Annotated in this window: 23 protein-coding genes and 3 pseudogenes; all 26 read right to left on the reverse strand. The window is 27.2% G+C overall.

Annotated elements, in window-relative coordinates:
* Positions 1–183: 183 nt before the first annotated feature.
* The 26 genes and pseudogenes from NMU03_RS10620 to NMU03_RS10735 all read right to left on the reverse strand — a co-directional run bounded on the left by NMU03_RS10620 (position 184) and on the right by NMU03_RS10735 (position 21,651).
* Positions 184–834, reverse strand: a complete 651-nt coding sequence (locus NMU03_RS10620; protein WP_353956609.1) for an acyltransferase family protein — start codon at positions 832–834, stop codon at positions 184–186.
* 71 nt (positions 835–905) lie between these two features.
* Positions 906–3,371, reverse strand: a complete 2,466-nt coding sequence (locus NMU03_RS10625; protein ID WP_290138214.1) for a GH25 family lysozyme — start codon at positions 3,369–3,371, stop codon at positions 906–908.
* Positions 3,372–3,481: 110 nt separating this feature from the next.
* Positions 3,482–4,372, reverse strand: a pseudogene (gene neuC / locus NMU03_RS10630) (UDP-N-acetylglucosamine 2-epimerase); the annotation flags it as partial.
* Positions 4,373–4,632: 260 nt separating this feature from the next.
* On the reverse strand, positions 4,633–4,833 hold the full coding sequence (locus NMU03_RS17670; protein WP_353956610.1) for an SAF domain-containing protein: 201 nt from the start codon (positions 4,831–4,833) through the stop codon (positions 4,633–4,635).
* A complete protein-coding gene (gene neuB / locus NMU03_RS10635; RefSeq protein ID WP_290138215.1) occupies positions 4,761–5,654 on the reverse strand; it encodes an N-acetylneuraminate synthase in 894 nt (297 codons plus the stop codon). The genes NMU03_RS17670 and neuB overlap by 73 nt, the downstream gene beginning before the upstream one ends.
* 3 nt (positions 5,655–5,657) lie before the next feature.
* Positions 5,658–5,915, reverse strand: a complete 258-nt coding sequence (locus NMU03_RS10640) for a DapH/DapD/GlmU-related protein (protein WP_290138216.1) — start codon at positions 5,913–5,915, stop codon at positions 5,658–5,660.
* A gap of 26 nt (positions 5,916–5,941) precedes the next feature.
* A complete protein-coding gene (locus NMU03_RS10645) occupies positions 5,942–6,295 on the reverse strand; it encodes a PglD-related sugar-binding protein (protein ID WP_290138217.1) in 354 nt (117 codons plus the stop codon).
* Positions 6,231–7,139 carry a DegT/DnrJ/EryC1/StrS family aminotransferase gene (locus NMU03_RS10650; protein ID WP_353956696.1) on the reverse strand — a complete coding sequence of 303 codons (909 nt, stop codon included), beginning with the start codon at positions 7,137–7,139 and terminating at the stop codon, positions 6,231–6,233. The genes NMU03_RS10645 and NMU03_RS10650 overlap by 65 nt, the downstream gene beginning before the upstream one ends.
* Positions 7,140–7,141: 2 nt before the next feature.
* Positions 7,142–7,399 (reverse strand): annotated as a pseudogene (locus tag NMU03_RS17675) (DegT/DnrJ/EryC1/StrS family aminotransferase); the annotation flags it as partial.
* A gap of 64 nt (positions 7,400–7,463) precedes the next feature.
* A complete protein-coding gene (locus NMU03_RS10655; RefSeq protein ID WP_290138219.1) occupies positions 7,464–7,877 on the reverse strand; it encodes a hypothetical protein in 414 nt (137 codons plus the stop codon).
* Positions 7,874–8,305 (reverse strand): Gfo/Idh/MocA family oxidoreductase, encoded by a 432-nt coding sequence (locus NMU03_RS10660; RefSeq protein WP_353956611.1) that lies wholly within the window; start codon positions 8,303–8,305, stop codon positions 7,874–7,876. The genes NMU03_RS10655 and NMU03_RS10660 overlap by 4 nt, the downstream gene beginning before the upstream one ends.
* Before the next feature lie 103 nt (positions 8,306–8,408).
* Positions 8,409–9,386, reverse strand: a complete 978-nt coding sequence (locus NMU03_RS10665; RefSeq protein WP_290138221.1) for a Gfo/Idh/MocA family protein — start codon at positions 9,384–9,386, stop codon at positions 8,409–8,411.
* 11 nt (positions 9,387–9,397) lie between these two features.
* On the reverse strand, positions 9,398–10,378 hold the full coding sequence (locus tag NMU03_RS10670; protein ID WP_290138223.1) for an NAD-dependent 4,6-dehydratase LegB: 981 nt from the start codon (positions 10,376–10,378) through the stop codon (positions 9,398–9,400).
* A gap of 86 nt (positions 10,379–10,464) precedes the next feature.
* Entirely contained in the window at positions 10,465–10,803 is a 339-nt protein-coding gene (locus tag NMU03_RS10675; protein ID WP_290138225.1) for a YhcH/YjgK/YiaL family protein, read from the reverse strand.
* Positions 10,781–11,368 (reverse strand): lipopolysaccharide biosynthesis protein, encoded by a 588-nt coding sequence (locus NMU03_RS10680; protein WP_290138227.1) that lies wholly within the window; start codon positions 11,366–11,368, stop codon positions 10,781–10,783. The genes NMU03_RS10675 and NMU03_RS10680 overlap by 23 nt, the downstream gene beginning before the upstream one ends.
* Before the next feature lie 92 nt (positions 11,369–11,460).
* A complete protein-coding gene (locus tag NMU03_RS10685; protein WP_353956612.1) occupies positions 11,461–11,997 on the reverse strand; it encodes a polysaccharide biosynthesis protein in 537 nt (178 codons plus the stop codon).
* Between the two features lie 63 nt (positions 11,998–12,060).
* Positions 12,061–14,673: a thiamine pyrophosphate-dependent enzyme gene (locus tag NMU03_RS10690; RefSeq protein ID WP_353956697.1), complete on the reverse strand. Its 2,613-nt coding sequence runs from the start codon at positions 14,671–14,673 to the stop codon at positions 12,061–12,063.
* 6 nt (positions 14,674–14,679) lie between these two features.
* A complete protein-coding gene (locus NMU03_RS10695; protein WP_290138243.1) occupies positions 14,680–15,093 on the reverse strand; it encodes a hypothetical protein in 414 nt (137 codons plus the stop codon).
* Between the two features lie 86 nt (positions 15,094–15,179).
* Complete coding sequence (locus NMU03_RS10700) at positions 15,180–16,358, reverse strand: glycosyltransferase family protein (RefSeq protein ID WP_290138245.1); 1,179 nt, start codon at positions 16,356–16,358, stop codon at positions 15,180–15,182.
* A gap of 513 nt (positions 16,359–16,871) precedes the next feature.
* Complete coding sequence (locus NMU03_RS10705; protein ID WP_290138247.1) at positions 16,872–17,885, reverse strand: glycosyltransferase; 1,014 nt, start codon at positions 17,883–17,885, stop codon at positions 16,872–16,874.
* 189 nt (positions 17,886–18,074) lie between these two features.
* Positions 18,075–18,760: pseudogene (locus NMU03_RS10710) on the reverse strand (sugar phosphate nucleotidyltransferase).
* 17 nt (positions 18,761–18,777) lie between these two features.
* Positions 18,778–19,113 (reverse strand): CBS domain-containing protein, encoded by a 336-nt coding sequence (locus NMU03_RS10715; RefSeq protein ID WP_290138248.1) that lies wholly within the window; start codon positions 19,111–19,113, stop codon positions 18,778–18,780.
* A gap of 1 nt (position 19,114) precedes the next feature.
* On the reverse strand, positions 19,115–20,164 hold the full coding sequence (gene rfbG, locus NMU03_RS10720; RefSeq protein WP_290138249.1) for a CDP-glucose 4,6-dehydratase: 1,050 nt from the start codon (positions 20,162–20,164) through the stop codon (positions 19,115–19,117).
* Positions 20,161–20,373, reverse strand: coding sequence for a glycosyltransferase family protein (locus NMU03_RS10725; RefSeq protein ID WP_290138251.1), 213 nt, complete (start codon positions 20,371–20,373; stop codon positions 20,161–20,163). The genes rfbG and NMU03_RS10725 overlap by 4 nt, the downstream gene beginning before the upstream one ends.
* Before the next feature lie 11 nt (positions 20,374–20,384).
* Complete coding sequence (locus NMU03_RS10730) at positions 20,385–20,942, reverse strand: sugar phosphate nucleotidyltransferase (protein WP_290138254.1); 558 nt, start codon at positions 20,940–20,942, stop codon at positions 20,385–20,387.
* A gap of 223 nt (positions 20,943–21,165) precedes the next feature.
* Positions 21,166–21,651, reverse strand: coding sequence for a hypothetical protein (locus tag NMU03_RS10735; protein ID WP_290138256.1), 486 nt, complete (start codon positions 21,649–21,651; stop codon positions 21,166–21,168).
* Positions 21,652–21,679: the final 28 nt, after the last annotated feature.

Genomic DNA, 21,679 nt, shown 5'->3' on the forward strand with positions numbered 1-21,679 from the left:
AGATAACAATTTAAATCTATGCAATCAAAATTGAATAAATATGTAAAAAATTTGTATACCATATAAAATTAGAATATTCATAATTTAGATTTTTTAGATAGAAAAGACATGATACTTTAATGACTAGAGTTATTGTAAACAAAAAAAAACAATATAAAAGTATTAATATTTATTTTAAGTTTATTAAAAACATATCCAGTCAATATATATTCCAGCAAATCCACCAATGAATGATAAATCTAAATTAACTGATTTGAGAATACTATCTGGAAAATGGGCACTTATAAGTATATTTATTGTTGGATTTAAAAAATAAGCAATAACTCCTAAACATATGGGTATAAAAATAATTTTGTTGTTTGCGTATTTTTGAATTCCTATCTTTATAAATGGTATAAATAAATATACTCCTAGAATAAGAGGCATGTAGCACATTTGTTTCATTTTTAATGGTTCTAGAAATAACATTTGATAAAACATGCTTGTTATATCCAAATTTATTTGAAAAATAAAATTTTCAAATAGATTATTTATAACTATCCATATCTCAGTTATTATAAAAAGTGGAACTAAATATTTTTTATAAAATATAGCAATATCCATTTCACTATTATTCATCATAAGAATACCAGTTATCATTAAAAAGATCGGTACTCCCAATCGTGATAGAAGATATAGTAAACTTTGAATATAAAAAGATATATTTGAAGATGGTAATGCATTGCTATAAGATGATGGATAAAATAGCTCAATTGCATGGCAAAGAACAACTAATATAATAGCTAATGTTCTTAGAATATCTAAATATAATAATCTCTCTTTTTTCATATGCATCCTTTCTTATTCGTTATTTGATTAACTTTTATAATAAATGAGACACAATAAAATTATTGTGCCTCTATTCATTAATTTGTTGGACCAGTCTTTTTAGAAGAAAAATATGCATTCATATCTACTCTTCCTTTAATACCATTAATAGAACCTGAAGAAGTATATTGCCACATTCTATATGTCCCTTTATAAGTACAATGTTTGATAATAGGTTGGCTACTATGTCCATATTGAGCTACCCATTTTTCATATTTATTTAAGGAACTATCATATAGTTTATTATTCCAGTAATTTAAGTTAGCATAAATTCCTGGAGTATAACCAGCATCTCCAATAATATGACAATATGTATTTGCCATATCTGTATATGTACTAGCAGAAATATTTCCAACATTATCTGTATACTCTAAATCGTAATAAACTGGTAAAGATAATTTTCTACCTTTTATTAAATCTAAGGTTGCATAAGCCTCTTTTTTTGCTCCTTCAACATTAGTTGCATAACTAAAGAAATATACACCATAAGGAATATTTAATCTTTCTAGAGCTTGAGCATTTTTTAAAAATTGGGGATCAATAACAACATTATCATTGGTATGACTGTAATATCCACAACGTAAAATAACTTTATCTACCATTCCTTCTTTTTTTATAGTATCCCAATCAATATTACCATTCCATTTAGAAATATCAATGACAAGTGCATCAGCACCTTCAATAAGTTCTCCATAACTGTTATAAAGTTTCTTTTGACCGTTTTGTTTAACCCAACCTATTGAACACACACCTCTATCATCAAAATGATATGTTGTTCCTTCTATTGTTTTTGTTCCTACAACCATACTACCATCTGAATCAAAATAATGCATACCATCTTCATTTTGATACCAGCCAGTTTTCATAATTCCATCATTAGAAAAATAATAAGTTTTTCCATTTATAGATTGCCAAGCTTTTAGTGTGTTTCCATTCTTAAAATATCTAACACCATCAGTTGAAGAACACCAGCCATCTTGCTGAATTCCATTAGTACCAAAATTATATTCTTTTCCATTTATAATTTGGTAGCCAGTTAACATATGCCCTTCATTATTAAAATAATACTTTTTGCCATTTTGATTCATCCAGCCTTTAGTAATGATACCACGACTATTGAAATAATACCTTTTTCCATTGACAGTCTGCCAACCTACCAGCATATGACCTTCTTCATTGAAATAATGATAGCCTTCATCATTATAGTACCAGCCAATTGTATATCCACCATCACTATTGAATAAATAAGTATATCCATTTAATGATTGCCAACCATTCAATGTGTTTCCATTTCGATCAAAATATTTCCAACCGGTCTCTGTCCATTGCCATCCTAGCCCAAGTTCTCCATTTGATTTAAAGTATCTTATTTTTCCATCAATAGTATGCGTACCTGCCAACATATGTCCTTCATTATTAAAATAATATTTTTTTCCATTTTGATTCAACCACCTTTTAGTGATGATACCTCGACTATTAAAATAGTATCTTTTTCCATTGACAGTCTGCCAACCTACCAGCATATGACCTTCTTCATTGAAATAATGATAGCCTTCATCATTATAGTACCAGCCAATTGTATATCCACCATCACTATTGAATAAATAAGTATATCCATTTAATGATTGCCAACCATTCAATGTGTTTCCATTTCGATCAAAATATTTCCAACCGGTCTCTGTCCATTGCCATCCTAGCCCAAGTTCTCCATTTGATTTAAAGTATCTTATTTTTCCATCAATAGTATGCGTACCTGCCAACATATGTCCTTCATTATTAAAATAATATTTTTTTCCATTTTGATTCAACCACCCTTTAGTGATGATACCTCGACTATTAAAATAGTATCTTTTTCCATTGACAGTCTGCCAACCAACTAGCATATGGCCTTCTTCATTGAAATAATGATAGCCTTCATCATTATAGTACCAGCCAATTGTATATCCACCATCACTATTGAATAAATAAGTATATCCATTTAATGATTGCCAACCATTCAATGTGTTTCCATTTCGATCAAAATATTTCCAACCGGTCTCTGTCCATTGCCATCCTAGCCCAAGTTCTCCATTTGATTTAAAGTATCTTATTTTTCCATCAATAGTATGCGTACCTGCCAACATATGTCCTTCATTATTAAAATAATATTTTTTTCCATTTTGATTCAACCACCCTTTAGTGATGATACCTCGACTATTAAAATAGTATCTTTTTCCATTGACAGTCTGCCAACCTACCAGCATATGACCTTCTTCATTGAAATAATGATAGCCTTCATCATTATAGTACCAGCCAATTGTATATCCTCCATCTTCATTGAATAGATATGTATGTCCATTAAGATATTGCCAACCTTTTAAAGTATGACCATTTTCATCATAATACTTCCAACCTGATTCTGTCCAAGCCCAATATCCACTTTGACTATCACTGGCATAAACATCGTAGGTAGATAAAATTCCTACAAAACAGAAAATAAAGAAAATTTTAAGTATTTTTTTCATGTTAATATTTTTCCCTCCCATCATATATCTTACTTGTTTATAATAATAAAATATGTAAATTCCATTTTGCTTTCTCAATCATTAACTTTTTTAAATAGACGCAATATTTTTTAGGGTTTAAAGTTTATATCATAAAATTTCTTTTTAAGATCAATTTTGTTGCTTTTTATATTAAGTTTAATTATGTCTATCATTCTTTGACTTGTTTTTCCAAATCCATATGGGCTAGACATATCTACTAATTTGTTTCTAAATTGTTGAGAAAGTCCCAATTTCATCGCCTCATAGATTTCTCTTTTTATTGGTTTACAATTAATAATACTTATGGCTTGTTTTCTTCCTTTTTGTCTATCTCCTATATTTATGGTTGGAACTTTAAAAGAAGGACTTTCGATAATACCACTAGAAGAGTTACCAATGACCAAATCAGCATATTTCATCGAACTCAAATATCTAATCATTCCTAGACTAAATTCACTATAAAATTTATTTGGATATTCACAACAATACTGATCTATTATTTTGTTTATAATTTTACCACCTGCATCAGCATTAGATTTTGTAATGATAAATTTTAAGTCATCAAATAATAAAAATGCTTCTAACATTTCTTTTAATTGATGTTCAGCAGTATTTTTTTCCAAAGTTACAGGATGAAAAGTAACTAAAGCATATTTTCCTTTTGTAAAAAAAATATCATTTCCCAATTCTTCTCTTGATAAAAGTTTTTGTGTTAAAATATTTTCAACACCTAATGCACCAACATTAAAAACAAAATTTGGATTTTCTCCCAATTGTATGACACGTTTATAATATTCATCACAACTTGTAAAATGAAGATGACTAAATTTTGTAATTGAATGACGAATCGATTCATCGATAGCACCTTCTGTAGTCTCTCCTCCATGTATATGTGCTATGGGAATACAATGATGTCCTGCTGCAATGACTGTTCCCAAAGCTTCATATCTATCACCCAACACAATTAGTAAATCAATAGAATAATTTGAAAAAAATCATCTGCTTTCATAATCATCTTTGCTATAGAATAGTTAACGTTTTCATTCTCATCCAATATAGAAATTTTATAATAATTTTTAAATCCATCCTTGTCTATGTATTGATATGTGTTACCATACAAAGAAGATAAATGTGATCCTGTTACCATAAGCAACAAATTAAGTTCAGGATCTTGATCTATTTTTTTAATAAAGGGTAAAGAAGGTGATAATCAGCACGTGAACCCGTTAAAACTGCTATATTATATTTCTTCATAATCTAATTCCTCAGCTAAAATTAATTGATCTTCATCATAATTAAAATGTGATTTCTTACCTAGTATATTAAACCATTTTAAGGGTGAGATACCATTTCCTGGCCTTTTTACAGTTAGATTTTCTTCAGTAAAGACATCGCCCTCTCTAATACTTTTTTTGCAACAATACTTTTTCTTGCTATGCACTTATTTTTATTCTCTGATTGAGATACTTTTTTCTCTTCTAAACCTAAAGCTTTTTCAATATTTCTAATTGATGTAACCATTTCTTTCAGTTCATTTGGTTCAAGACTTGCTTTATGATCTGGTCCCTCCATATGACGACTCAATGTAAAATGTTTTTCTATAACCTTTGCACCTAAAGCGACTGCAGCTATTGGCACTTCAATTCCTTTTGTATGGTCAGAATATCCTACTCGAACATTAAATTTATCTTTCATTGTATTCATAGCTTTTAAATTAACATCTTCAAAGGGAGTAGGATACTCTGTATTACAATGAAGAAGAGTTAACTCTTGATTGTTGTATTTTCTAATTATTTTAACAATAAATTCAATTTCTTCCATTGTACACATACCTGTTGACATAATCATGGGTTCATTATATTTGGCAATTTTAATAATATATGGAAGATTTGTTACTTCTCCAGAAGGAATTTTCCAAAATGGCATATGGAGCTTAGCTAAAAATTCAGTACTTTCAATATCAAAAGAAGTTGAACAAAAATCTAATCCTTTCATTTCAGAATAATTTTTCAATTCATAGAAATCATCAAACGATAACTCCAATTTTTTCAACATATCAAATTGAGTCTCATTTTTTATATCAGTCTTTTTTTGATATTCAGCTTTTTGAGCATATTTCGATACTAATTGAGAGGTTTTAAAAGTTTGAAATTTTATGCAATTCACTCTAGCTTCAGCAGCAGCATCAATAAGTTGTCGAGCTAAATTAATATCACCATTATGATTTACACCAGCTTCTGCAATAATATATGTTTTATCCATTATTTATCTTCTCCTTAAAAAAGTTGCAGGATTTCCAGCAACATACTCATTTTGACCTATATTTTTAATAACACAACTTCCCATACCTACGATTGCATAATCTTTTATTTTGAGTCCATTCCTGATTGTGCTATTTGCCCCTATAAAAACACTATCTCCTATTTCTACGTTCCCACACAGTACACTTCCAACTGAAACATGCGAAAAGTGTCCAATAGTACATTCGTGTTCAATGATGGCACCGGTGTTTATTATGCACATATTGCCTAAAGATACATCAGCATTAATTACAACTTTTTTCCTATAAAAACACCTTCACCAATTTGTATATCATTTGCAAGTATTGAGCTTCGATCAATTACATTAATAAGTTGATATCTATACATCGTTAATTTTTTATATAATTGTTCTCTTATTGTTGTATTTTTTATACTTCCAACAGTTATAAATGCATAATGATATCCTTGAGAATATAATGCTTCTAAATAATCATCATTACCTACAACAGGTATCCCCAAAACCTCTTTCAGATGTGGAAAAGCTGGATCAAGAATAACAATGTCATCGAATTTCTTTTTATCCAAAGCGTCTATTACGCTTTTGCAGTGACCACCACCGCCTACTAATACCAGTTTTTTCATAATTTTTTTCGAAATCCATAATTAATTGAGCTACTCTTCTTACATCTTCCTGTGTTAAATTACTACTACAAGGAATATTAATGGCACTATCATAAAAAAATTGAGCTTCTTTACCACCACACATCTTATAATTTAGAAATGGTTTTTGAGTATGATTTAATTTCCAAATCGGTCTTGTTTGAACATCATTATCTTTAAAATATTGTATTAACTGATCTCTAAGAATAGCATTTGGTTTTTTTAGCATAAATGTATAAAACCAATAATTAGGTCTTATAGAAGAATTGAAATCTAATATATATCCTAGATTACTTTCTTTTAATAAATCCTTATATAATAAATAATTTTCTTTCTTTATTTGGATAAATTGTTCTAATTGCTCTAATTGTCCTAAACCAAGAGCAGCTTGTACGTTTGTCAAACGATAATTGAACCCAATTTCATTATGGATAAAATAAACCGTATCATCTTTAGCTTGTGTTGAAAGGTATCTGATTTTATCTATCAATTTCTTATTATTAGAAACAACCATACCACCACCACCAGTAGTAATAATTTTATTACCATTAAAAGAGAATACACCTACATCTCCTATAGTTCCTGCATATTTTCCACAAAAAGGTCCGTTAGTATAATATGAACCTAATGCCTCAGTAGAATCTTCAATGACATAAAGATTATATTTTTTTGCTATTTTCATAATCTCTTCCATATAGCAAATATTACCAAAAACATGGACAGGCATAATAGCTTTAATTCTTTTCCCACTTTTTGTTTCTATAACCTGATTATTTTTAATAGTACATTCATTTTCTAAATATTTTGTAATTTCTGTAGTGTTAATTCCTAGTTCTTTATCACAATCAAAAAAACTGGAGTCGCTTTTTGATACATAATTGAATTAATAGTTGCAATAAATGTTAATGATGGTACCAGTACTATATCATCTTTTTCAATGCCTAAAGCTACTAAACATAAATGAAGACCTGCTGTTCCTGATTGACAGGCACAAGCATAATCAACATCTAGATAGTTTGCAAAATTATCTTCAAATGTTTTAATATGAGGACCACCTGAAGATACCCATTCAGTATCTAGTGCTTCATTTACATATTTTTTTCATTTCCTTTAATATTTGGAACTGATAAGGGTATAAAATGATTCATAATTATTCCTCCTTTTCAATAGATTGAGCTAAAGTTAATACTTCATTTGCTTCTAAAATACTATTTGTATTGACTATTTTTTGTTCATACATTTTTAAAAAAGTTCTCATTTCTAAAATGTATTTATCATTTGTTTCTTCTTGAAATTCTATAGTTTTATTGTCTTTTAAAAATTTGATATTTTGATTTATAATATCTCCAATAATGATATTATCATTTGTGATAATTTCAACTTGTCTTCTAGGATATCTACCAAAATAATCTAAATGTAGTTCTACTAAAGAATGTTCATATTTAGCAATATAAACTGCTATATCTTCACTATCTATTTCTAAATTAGATAAACGATTATAATATCCCTTTAGTTCTTTTGGAAATCCCATAATATATGTTATATAATCAAGTTCATGAATCAAATCAATAATAACTCCTCCCCTAAATCTTTATGAGCACTATAAACTTTACGGTAGTCTACTGTAGGACGCCAATCTGGTAAATAGCTAGAGCTTATTGATCTTAAAGATAATATTTCAATTGGAGAAATATTGGTTTTAATATATTGAATAACCTTTGTATAACGTAAAGGACATGCTATATAATATTGATTAGTATTTTTAATAAATTCTAACGATTTTTGAGAAAAACCTTTATCAAAAATTGGTTTTTCAACAAAATACATTTTTGCCTTACCAATAGTATTTTTTATTGTTTCAAAATGCATTGATGTGGGATTACAAATAAAAATTATATCATAGTTAGAAGGTAATTCTTGATAGTCATAGTATACATGGTTAATTTCATGATATATTCTATTCTTATTTGAGCTTAAAACATCAACCAACAATGAGTATTTTTTTCTTTACATATTAATTTGAGATTGTTTAAATGTCTCGTTCCTATAGAGCCTAATCCAATAAAACATACTTTCAAATCCATCATATTCACCTTCAATCATCTTTTTCAATTTTATTAATAATATCTATAATATCTTTATCCTTTGAAAAAGTGTATTTTGGAATTTCCATATTTAAAATACAATTAATATAGTTTTCTAACTCTTCTTGATATGCATTTTCTATGATATTTTTAGCATATCTTTTGTCTTGATTGATATTGTTATATGTTAATATATTGACCATTTCCATACTTTTAAAATCTAATTGGTATAAAGAATCTGGTGTCCCATTCCACGCTAAATGAATATTTTCTCCATAAACACAGAGTTCTCTTTTGGCAATTCTAGAAACAATATCAACATTTATGGTTCCAATTGTTCCATTCTCATGTTTTATTATTCCTACATATGTATCATCATAATCGATTTCTAAATTTGTAGATTTCCTTTTAAAAAAGTAAAAATCTTTAATTTCACCAAATACATTTACAATCCATGGAAGTTCAATAGCAAATAATTCTCTACACCCATTTGTTCTTTTATCTCCCACAAAAAAATCTTTATAACTTTCCCAAGGATGCCAATCAGGTAAGTATTGACCAACATGATATTTGTAATTTACAATTTCATGTGAAATAACTTCTTTAATATATTTAATTTCATTTCTATATAAAAATGTTGAAGATAAAAATAAAATTTTATTCTTTTTTTGTGAAAGATTTATTATGTTCTCATAATTATCATTAATCAAATTGATTTCAGTGAAAACATGAAGATTATTTTCTAATGCCTCTTTAATGATTTTGGAGTGAGTTAATGGAGGTGTTGAAATAACAACACCATCAACATGTTTTTTTTGTAAAACTTCGAATAATGAATTATAGCAATTAATATTTAATTCATCATGTGTATGTTGTCTTCTTTCTTTTTGCGAATCCACACCATAAATATTATTAACTTTATCAATATTTTTAAGTAAGCGAATTCTTCTTTTCCCCATACTTCCTAATCCAATCACACAAATATCCATATACACTTCTCCTATAAATTATAAATATCAACTTTATATTTTTCTAAATTGTCTTTAAAGAATTTAATAGTTTCTGTAAGCCCTTCTTCAAATGTGTATTGCGGTTCCCAATCTGTTAATTGTTTAATTTTTTGATTTGCACCTAGTAAACGATTGACTTCTGACTTTTCAGGTCTTAGCCTTTCTTCTTCGCAAACAATCTTTGCTTTTGGGTTAATTTGATTAATCAATTCTTGTGCTAATTCACCAATAGATATTTCATGTTGTGTAGCAATGTTTATTTCTTCACCAATTGTCTTATCAGATTCTGCAATTGCAATAAATCCATCAGCAGTATCTTTTACAAAATTAAAATCTCTTGTTGGAGTCAAAGAGCCTAATTTAATTTCAGTTTTACCTGCAAGTAATTGTGTAATGATAGTAGGTATAACTGCTCGAGCTGACTGTCTAGGTCCATATGTATTAAATGGTCTAACAATTGTTACTGGTAAATTAAACGATCTATAAAATGATTCTGCAATACGATCGGCACCTATTTTGGTTGCACTATATGGTGATTGTCCTTGATATGGATGTTTCTCATCAATAGGTACATACTGTGCTGTCCCATAAACTTCTGATGTTGAAGTCACTAAAATTCTTTTAGTACCTAAATCACGTGCTGCTTGTAATACATTTAGTGTTCCCTTGATATTCGTATCAACATATGAATCAGGAGAGTGGTAGCTAAAAGGAATAGCAATTAAAGCTGCTAAATGAAAGACAATATCTATTCCTTTCATAGCTTCTTTAACACCATTAGGATCACGAATATCACCTGCAAATATTTCTATTTTATCTATTTTTTCTTTTGGTAATGTATCTAACCATCCCCAATTGTTGAAAGAATTATAATATACGAAAGCTCGTACATCATACCCTCTTTCTAAAAGTCTTTCTGTCAAATGAGAACCAATGAAACCATCAGCTCCAGTTACTAATACTTTAGTCATTTATATTTCCTCCTTTATAACGACTCTTTTAACATTTTCAAAATTAAAATAATGTTTTGGTGAATGAATCTCTCTTGGAAAAAAGATTATAAATTCACCTTTTTGAAATAGTAATTTACTATATTTTTTGATTCGAATAACTGATAATCATCTTTATAATTAATTTCAGATATTGCTTTTATGAATGAAGAATTTGTATAATACATATATTCGCTACCATCCATCATTATCTGGCAATCAATGTGACGATAATGACATTCGAAAATAGGATTATTGATTGTATCTTCAATGTTATATTCAAATATTGAAATGTTTAAATCATCATGATGAAGTTTACCATTGTAAACATCCTTGATAGTTTGTATCATTTTTCTACCTAATATTTTTTCATACTTATCTATGTTAATTATTTGATCGTATATCATTAGATTTCCTCATTTCGTTATAACTAAAAATAAATAATAATAAACAACATATAGTTACAGTTGTCATTGATATTGTATATGTTAGTGCTGCCCCTGTAATATTGAATAGTGATACTAACTTATTTGATAAAAAATAGACTAGAATTGAAACAAGAATATAAATTCCAATCAAGGTATTTTGTTTACGAATAGTTGTTAAAACAATAATGAGAAAGTTAGATAATGCATACATGCCACCACCCAATAATAAAATCATTAAGTCCATTTTATATGCTGTTAAATCACTTTTATATAAAACTGAAAGGATAGGTATACCTAATAAAAAACCACCAATTAGAACAATAATTGTAAGTAATAAAACATATTCAATTTGTTTAATGATTTCTTTGATAAACATTGTATAGTTTTTTTGATTTATAAAATCTGCAATTTTAGTTAAAACTGGTTGATATATAAAATTACTTAATAAGCTTATGACAAAAACAGGCATAGCAATAAAACTATAATATGCCTGTTGTTCTTGTGATAATAATGCATCAATTGCATACTTAGGTGCATTATTCAAATAAAATAATAAAAAAAGACTTATAAAAATTGGAAAACATGATTGAATAAGACTTCTCTGATTATGAAAATTAAGAGCTATTTTTTTCTTGGTCACCAAGGAATAAGAGATTTTAATAAAAAAGCCATAGTAATAATTGAGATAATTAATGTAAGTATAGTTGCTATTAAAAGATTTTTAAATATGATTAAAAAACAACTATAAAAAAATATAGTTATAATATACCTGAGACATTGACATTTTGCACCGATATCCAATCTCTCTAAATTTTGATAATAACCATAAAAAACATCTTCTATGCTATCTATTCCTTTTATCAAACACATCAAAATAATGATGCTTACTCTATCCAATTCAAATGATAAACCATAAGAAAAGAAAACAAAGATAAAAGCACTTATAATCATTAAAGAATATGTTATGATTCGTAAAGAAAAGTATTGATTAAAAGAATAAATATGTTCTCGATCAGTGACTTGATAACTTCTTACTCCAAAATTCGCAATTAATAATAACAGACTGGCATTTGAAAAGGAAAAAGAAAAAATACCTGCTTCTCTCACTGTACATGTTCTCATAATAATCATCAGTAATACAACTGATTGAAAAGCATTGAACATACCAGCCAATGTATTCCATATATAGCTATTCTGTTTTCTTTTTCTTCAGTTCCATCAATGAAATGAACAAATTTATTGTATATCATACATTAACTCTTTTAATTCTTCTTCTGAAATAAATGGATACATATCGTGTAACTGAGGTGTTTCAAATTCACCTTTATCATTAATTCTAGACATCAACTTAGGTGTTAATGGATCATCTAATCTTTGATCTATTTCTAATATGGCTTGACCATCAATTGCAAATAACCATTCAAGGCTTTTCTCTACTTCTTTATTATTGTAACAATGATGAAATTTAAAACCAAACGTATCAGCGACTTTTTTAAATGAAGGAAAACCAACTCCAGTATTGAAATCGCAACCAACATAGAAATTATTAAAAAAGTTTTTACATGTTTGCCTAAAAGCATTATATCCATCATTAGCAAAAATAACTATCTTAATTGGAAGATTATAATGTTTTATAGTCTGTAATTCTTGAATATTCATCATAATACTTCCATCACCAGTCACACAAATAATTGGTTGTTTAGAAGCAACGGCTGCACCTATTGCAGCAGGTAAATCATACCCCATTGATCCACAATTATCATTCGTCATTGTTCTTTGTCTTTCTTTTAATACACCTATTTGTACTTTAGCACTAATACCTGTATTGTTTCCCAAAATAGAAATATTGTCATTAGGTGCAATTTCATCATATTTTTTCCAAAAATAATATGAACATACTCTATCGTTATCATCCAAATTATATGTAGCTTCAAAAATATCAAATTTATTTCTTACCTTATTACAATACTCTTTCCAATCAGAATCAACATCTATCTTATAACATATATCTTTCCACACATTAAAGAAATCATTAACGTCTGCATGAATAAATTTATCTATTTTCAATCCGGGTTTTAATGGTTCATTTTCATCTGCATCAATCATATATATTTTAGCGTTAGGAGCAAAATATTCTTGTGCATAACCAGTAGTTTTAAATCCCAAACTTGATCCTATAGATAAGATAAAATCAGCATTCTGTAAAATAAAGTTAGATGCTCTCCAACCTATTATACCAGCAATTCCATAATAATTATCATCTTCTCTATATCCTACATCTGATGCTTGTGCTGCTGCTAAATAAGGAATACCTAAGATTTTAGATATTGCTCTAAAAGAAGGAATAGCTCCGGAATTTCCCACTCCATTTCCAACTAATAAAATTGGTCTTTTGGCTTCTTTCAAATTTTCTAATATATCTACTATATCATTTTGATACTCATTGTTAACACTTTTAATCTCTTCTGGATATAAATCATCAATTTCTACTTCAGCCATTTGAACATCCAAAGGTATATCTAACCAAACTGGTCCTCTTCGACCTGTTGTAGCTAATTTGATGGCCTTTAACAATTCTTGTTTAATTGATAGTGGATCAATAATCATCTTAGAATATTTTGTCATTGTTTTCACAGTATCAACAATATTAAATTCTTGGCCTCCTCTGAATCTTAAATTCAAACCAGTTTTTGCTACGGTCAAATCATAACGTACTTGACCTGAGAGAACTAACATTGGTAAACTGTCAACCCATGCACCCATCACACCAGTCAAAGTATTAGTAGCACCTGGCCCACTTGTTACTAATACTAATGGAATTTTGCCTTCTATTTTTGCATATGCTTCTGCAGCCATAGCACACGCTTGTTCATGATGGTTAAATATTTTATGAATCTCTTCTTTTTTGCCTAAAGCATTATCCAAATGCATTGAACCTCCACCAACAACGGCAAAACTATCTGTAATACCTTCTTCAACTAATATATCCATAATAATATCAGCAACTCTTTTTTCATGTTTTAATATTTCCTCCTCATAAGGTATAATGGTTCTAATACCATCTTCTAAACTTTTGAATTCGTAATTACCCATTTCATCTAATAAACGGTTAATACATGGTGTATATTCCTTATTTAATCCTTCAGATAAAACCACTATTTTTCTATCACTTTTCATTACTTTCAATACGTTTTGAGCAATTTCAATTAATGAATATCGACTTCCACTAGCTATATTATAATCATGATATTTCGGATCATGTTCAATAAAAAATGAAATAATATTTGCTAAATCATCTGTATGAATATAATCAAAATAACAATTTTGTCTAATCGTTATATCTTGATTTCTTAAAACACATCTTATGCAATGAGAAATAAATTTTGATTCATGATCAGTAGGACCATAACAAGCAAATAATCTTAAATTATAAACATTATTGGTACATTGGATTATATAATTCATTATATATTTACTAAATCCATAAACATCATGTGGTATACTTCTTCCAAATTCTTCTTCATGAATTTGGAACATATTCTTTGATTTATCCAATTCGGCTCCAGACCCTAAATAGAGAATTTTATGAACATATTTTCTACAAGAAAATATGTTCATAAATATTCTCATACTATCTTCAAACATTTTATCTTGTACATCTTGTTTATTTTTTGTTGGATTAGGATTGGCAGAATGAATAATAATATCTATTTTGTTTCCTTGTATAAAATTCTCAATATCTTTATTATTCATTAGATTTAGTTCATTTCGCTTTGGTGCATAAATATCATATTTTTTTCTAGTATAGGAACAACATTTTTTCCTACTAATCCTGTTCCTCCTGTAAATAGTATTTTAATTTTCATCATTATACTCCAATCTATAAATTCCCATATTTCTTTTTGAACCTAGAGCTAGAAAATTTCTTCTTGCTTCGAATATTTTTTCAATATGATCAATTTGAAAACGTTCTTTTATTACATCATCTATATCATAATAATCAAAATACAAAATATTTTCTTTCGTTTGCAAATAATCATTATATTTATCTTGCGTATTTAACAATGGCTTAACATCATTATATAATGTAAATCCATTAATGTATTCACCTAAAATTATTTCATTATTATATTTTGATAAAGCAATCATACAATCTTTTTCATAAAAAGTAACGTTTTTAAAGCAATATCTATATATATATGTAACATTCACTATAGTGAAAAATAAGAATGCTGCAACTATTAATTGTTTTTTATTTTTATAAAACAATAATGGTAAAGCTATTGCACTAATCATTAATAAGAAAATTAATATTTTATCATTTTGATTAAAATCTAAGTTAGTTAAATCGTTAATTAGATGTAGTCTAAAAAAGGTATAAATATTGCCAAGATAATAGAGACTAAATTAGCAATATATGATAATTCTAAATTACGATTTCTATTTATTAAACAATAATAGATTAATGTAAAATAAAAAGGTGAAATTATTATTGATTTTCTAACAACATAATCCTCACTAAACAAAGTTTGCATTAAAAATGAAAAGATTCCCAAACAACAGAAAATCAGTATATCTTTATTTTTGGTTCCTTTGATAATAGTTTTAAAATTTAAGAGAACAAAAGATAACAAGGGTAATGTATATAAAAATAAATTTGAGGTTAAAAATTTAAATAATCTTGTAATATAAACTTGTATATTAATGTGATTCACAGCATATGTTTGATCATATTGAAAAGAACTAATTTGTTCAAATGTATTTGTTATCAAATCTGTATTCCATACAGTTTCATAATAAATTTGAGAAATGATCAATCCTATAATTATACCTATACATCCAAATATAAATAGTGTTTTTACATCTTGATAATTTTTATTTTTTAATTGATATATTAAAAAAAGGAAAACCGTCAAATATAAAAAAATATTTGTTATATAAACCATAAAACAAGAAATTGTAATAAATAAACCAATCAAAAAACCTAGTATTCTTTTATCTAAATTCTTCATAGATATTAAAAATAATATAATCGATATGAAAAATAATCTTACAACGCTTGGTTCAATAACTCTTGAAGAAATATATAATTGAAATGAGCATAATAGAACCATCATCATTATTAAAATATTTTTAGATTTTTTAATTTTATACCAAGAAAAAAGCATTAGCACACATGATAAAAGCATAAATATGTAAGACGACAATCTAAAACCAAAATAGTTATCTCCAAATAATATCAAGCATACATATGTTACAATATTGCCAATAATATTTGTAATAACATGCCCTTGCATCAAATATGCATTAAAACCATAATAATTATTTGGATTTATATTTCCAAAATTAACCATATTTAAAGCCATATTTCCATATATTCCTTCATCAACAGGCTGGTAATTAATAACTCCCCAAGATGGTAAATCTGCATCAATATTAATTAAACGTATAATAAATAATAAGCAAAATAGTAAAATTAAGTAAATAAAGATCTTTTTATTCATTTGTATTGTTTTTAACCAATTAGTAATCATAAAATGTTCCCCTAATCAATATTAAATTTTTCCTTAACTTCAACTAAGGGATATCCCTTTTGATATTCCAAAATTGAATATATATATTCCCCGATTAATCCAACGCAAGCAATTAAAAAACTTATTAAAATAAGCAGTATTGATAATAAAAGATGTAAGGAATTAAAAATATTAAAAAATAATAAGCATATTAAGATATACATAAATAAAATAACAGAACAAAACATCAAAAGTAAACCAGTGTACAATACAATTTGTATAGGTTTGTTTGTATTATTTACCAATGAGTTAATTGCTAGATTTAAATAAGAAAAAAATTATAACTAGATTTACCTTCTAATCGTTTAGGTTGATTGTATTCTATGAAAGTTCTTTGAAATCCTAATTCAGACAATAAAAATCTGAAATTTGGTGATGGCTGAGGAATCTTTTTCATTTTTTCTATTATTTCTCTATCATATAATCCATAACCGGTTATTTGGTTTAATCCATCATCTTTAATAAATAAAGAAATTATTTTATAATAAAGTTTTCTGAAAAAAACATCAGTCTTTTTTCCTCGCTTGAAACTTTTCGACCTAATATTAGTTTATTTCCTTCTTCCCATTTTTTTATAAAAGAACTAATTAATTCAGGAGGATCTTGTAAATCACATGCCATAGTAATCACAGCATCTCCAGGGGTATTGTAAAACCCGAATGCTCCTGACCTTGCTGGTCCAAAGTTTTTAGTATTAAAAATAATTTTTACATTTTTATCATCCTTAGCTAAATCTTTAAGAATATCTCTTGTTTTATCAGTAGAGTAGTTATCAATAAATAAATATATAAATTCATAATCATTAAATTTATATGTGTTTTCTTTTATTGCATTATACAATTTTAATATATTTTTTTCCTCATTATAACAAGGAATGCAAAATCCTATGGTTTTTTTCATTTGATATTTCCTCCTATATTTCCACAGAAAAGTAATTTTGTGCCATACATTTTTCTTTATATCTTTTTTTATAACACTTTTACCGTCTAAACAAATAACAATAGTGTCAGAAAGAACACTTTCGTTATAAATTAATGCATTAACACCAATAGATACTCTATCACCTATCGTTTTATTTCCTATAATTTTTGCTCCTGCTGCCAAAAAGCATCCTTTTCCTATTTTTGGTACTAATTCTCCGTTTACACTGTTCCCAGTATTAATGGTGACATTCTGAAAAACCACTAAAAAATCAGAATAGTCAGCATTACCTATTACACTACCTACAGCATGATAAAATATAAAAATATCTGGTAATTTACATTTGTATGATACAAACATTCCAGAAATATATCTAATTAAATTCATTAGTTTTTGGCTAAATGTTTCATCTAAACCATTTTTCCAAGCTGTATTTGCAAAGAAATATAAAAATTGTGTATATTGATCAGAATGTAGATGTGAAAAAAATACTTCTCCATTTAAATGATATCCAGAGATAGTAACATATTGGAAACATTTTTCTAATCGTTTTAACGATTCTATCATAGACGGTAAAAAAACTTTTTTGTTATAAGAATTACAATCTGGGAAAAAATATTTATTTGATTAAAAACATAATCTAACAATTCTTCCTCTGTAAGGGTCATTATCATAGTAAATCCACCTTCTTTTTTATATTTATTAAAAAATGACTTGATTAGTAAAAATTAATGTAGATTTGATCAAGTATAACATTTATTGTTCTTTCAAATTTCTTAATCTCTCTTTAGATTCATTCAATTCTTCTATTTGCCCCATGTCTAACCATTTATCTTCAGTAATAGGATATACACCAACTTTTAGATTAGCTTCTTTTACTCGCTCTATTATATTTGGAAAATCAATGACTTCTTCTTCGTCAATAAAATCGAAAATCTTTGGTTCCACAATATATACTCCTGTGTTTACAAGAATCATGTATGTAGGTTTTTCCTTAGAACCTATAATATTTTGGTTCTCATCTGTTAAAATAACTCCATATGGTACATGTATTGATTTTAAAGACACAATCATTGTAATAATATTATCTGCAGTTTTATGATATTCATATATTTCATCATAATTTTCTAAAGTCAATATATCACAATTAGTTAGAAAAAAGTTTCTTTTATTTTATCTTTTACATAAAATAATCCTCCACCAGTTCCCAATTGTTTAATTTCTTCCCCATAATAAACATTATAATCATGCTTATTATCTTGGAAATAACTTTTTATCATTTCTTTTTTGTGATTAACAATCAAATAAAAATCATTACTACCAAAATTATAAAAAGAATCCATAATCATTTCAACCATTGGTTTACCATCAATAATTGGAACCAAAGGTTTAGGTAATACTTTTGTATATGGGTATAATCTTGTTCCTAAACCACCAGCCATGACTACTACAGGACATTTTATTTGATTTTCCAATGATAATTTTTTAGGAGGAAAAAAATATCTAATAATTGTTTGTTTTCATTAATTACAGGTATTATAGAATGACAAGACGTTAAAGATTTATCATTAATAGTATTTATTGAGTAATCGTATGTAGTATTTACAAAGGGTTTCAAACTTACATCTTTTATACCAAAAACATGAGAGCAATTTACTAAATCTCTGCGTGTAAAAACACCATATACTTTGCCATTTTCCAAAACCACTAAACCCTTAATCACATTTTTAGTCATTTGTGCAACAGCTTCTGATAAAGGAATATTTACATCAACAATATAATTATTTATATCCATATCATTGTTCCTCCAAAAATTTATTAATTTGATTTCTCATAATTGCATTGTAGTCATTATTAGCAATATATGCTTTAGACCATTCAACAGTCATTTCAATTGCATTTTTTACGTTCGTTTTAGGTTTCCAATTAAAAGTTAATTTTAATTTGGTACAATCTAATTTTAAAAAATTTGCTTCATGAGGACCGTTAATTTGTTTTGTAGTCCAATTTGCACCATCTCCCCAATATTTGCAAAATAAAGTAGCAAGCATACCTGTATTTATACAATCATCATCATCTGGACCAATATTATAATTACCAGCATACTGATAATCTTGATATTGTTTCATAGCAATCATCATATAGGCATATAACGGTTCTAAAACATGTTGATAAGGACGAATTGAATTAGGATTTCTAACTAATATTTTTTTATCTTTTTCCATTGCTCGAATACAATCTGGTACAATACGGTTAGGAGAAAAATCACCACCACCAATCACATTTCCTGCTCGACAAGTAGATACAGGTACTTTTAATTCATTAAGAAATGATTTGATATATGATGAAGTTACTAATTCACTACATGATTTACTGTTTGAATATGGGTCATATCCATTAAGCTCATCATTTTCTCTATATCCGTAAATCCATTCATTGTTTAGATAAACTTTATCAGTTGTAATATTAACAATGGATTTTACACTTGAAGATAATCTACAACATTCAAGTAAATTGACTGTTCCCATAACATTTGTTTCATATGTGTAAACAGGATTTTTATATGATTCTAATACAATAGGTTGTGCTGCTAAATGAAAAACAATTTCTGGTTTTTCTTCATTAAAAACATCTTTTAGTTGTTTTATATCTCTAATATCTGCAATATATGAAGTTATTTTATTTTCTAATTTTACCAAATTAAAAAGAGCTGGTTCTGTAGCTGGTTCTAATGCATAACCTATTACATTTGCTCCCATCTCTAATAACATTTGACACAACCAAGTTCCTTTAAAACCTGTATGACCTGTTACTAAAACAGTCTTTCCTTTATAAAAGTTTTTCATTCTTTATCCCACACTTTCCATAATGCTTGATTTTTCTCTAATAGATCTTCTAAATAATTTTTATCTCGTAATGTATCCATACATTGCCAGAAACCTCTATGCATATAAGCATCAAGTTCTCCCATTTTTGCAACTGTTTCTAAAGGATATTTTTCAAATACAGTAGTATCATCTTTGATATATTTAAAAATTTCTGGTTCCAATACCATAAATCCACCATTTATCCATCCGCCATCTTCTTTATTTTTTCTCTGAAAAAATTAATTTGATTATTGGAAGCAATATCTAATACACCAAAACGTCCTCCTGGTTGAACAGCAGTTAGTGTAGCAATATGCCCCTGTTGTTTATGATATTTGACTAATTCGTTAATATTAATATCTGAAACACCATCACCATATGTTAGTAGAAAAGTTTCATCACCAATATAATCCTTTACTCTTTTGATTCTTCCTCCCGTCATAGTATTTAAACCTGTGTCTACAATAGTCACACTCCAAGGTTCAGATACATTATTATGTACCTGCATCTGATTATTTTCCCTTAGATTAAATGTAATATCAGATCTATGAAGAGCATAATTATAAAAATATTCTTTTATAATATGTTGTTTATACCCAGCACAAATTATAAAATCATTAAATCCATAATAACTATACAATTTCATTATATGCCATAATATAGGTTGATCTCCTATTTCAATCATTGGTTTAGGCTTTAAATGTGATTGTTCACTTATTCTTGTTCCAAAACCACCTGCTAAAATTACTACTTTCATCTTTTACTTCTCCCTTATTTCCCAAAATATTTACCAAATAATGAATTATAATATGAAGTTGCAATAAAATTGTCTCCATGATCTTCTATTGAAATATTTTCTGCAACCAAATTAATTTTATGTTGAGTTCTTACTTCATGATATCCTCGATAAAATTCAATTAGAGGTGTCACAGAACCCATAACTAAACAAAAAGATAATAAAATACCTTTTACAGAAAATATTATTTTTCTTTTTTTATAATAATGTCTTCTGTCATTTGTTTGATAACAAACATCATTAAACAAAATAGAAAAGGTATTGAAGCTCGCATTTCAAAATCATTTGTTGTACCAAATCTAAATGCAGCAATAAAAGGTAAACATATTAAAATAGCCCATAAAATATAGTTGTGTTTATATGTTTTAAAAATAAAACCTACATATATTCCATATTCGACAAAAATAAATATCGCTAACATAAATAGATTATAAAAATTAATATCTCCAATATTCATATTAAACAATAGTCCATTGTTACCACCTGATTTACCATTACTAAATACAAAAGTAACTAACGTAGGAAAAAGAAATACTAATGATAAAATATTTTGCTGCGAAAAAAAATCCTGAAAAAAATTTTTAATATTTACTTTTTTGAAATAATTAAAAACAACTTTAAAAATACAAATTAAAAAACATCCTATTAATGGAAGTGGGCTAAATAACAATAATAAAACGCCAAAAAAATATCATTTC

Origin of the sequence: Allocoprobacillus halotolerans, assembly GCF_024399475.1 — a bacterium.
In the GTDB taxonomy this organism is placed as follows: domain Bacteria; phylum Bacillota_I; class Bacilli_A; order Erysipelotrichales; family Coprobacillaceae; genus Allocoprobacillus; species Allocoprobacillus halotolerans.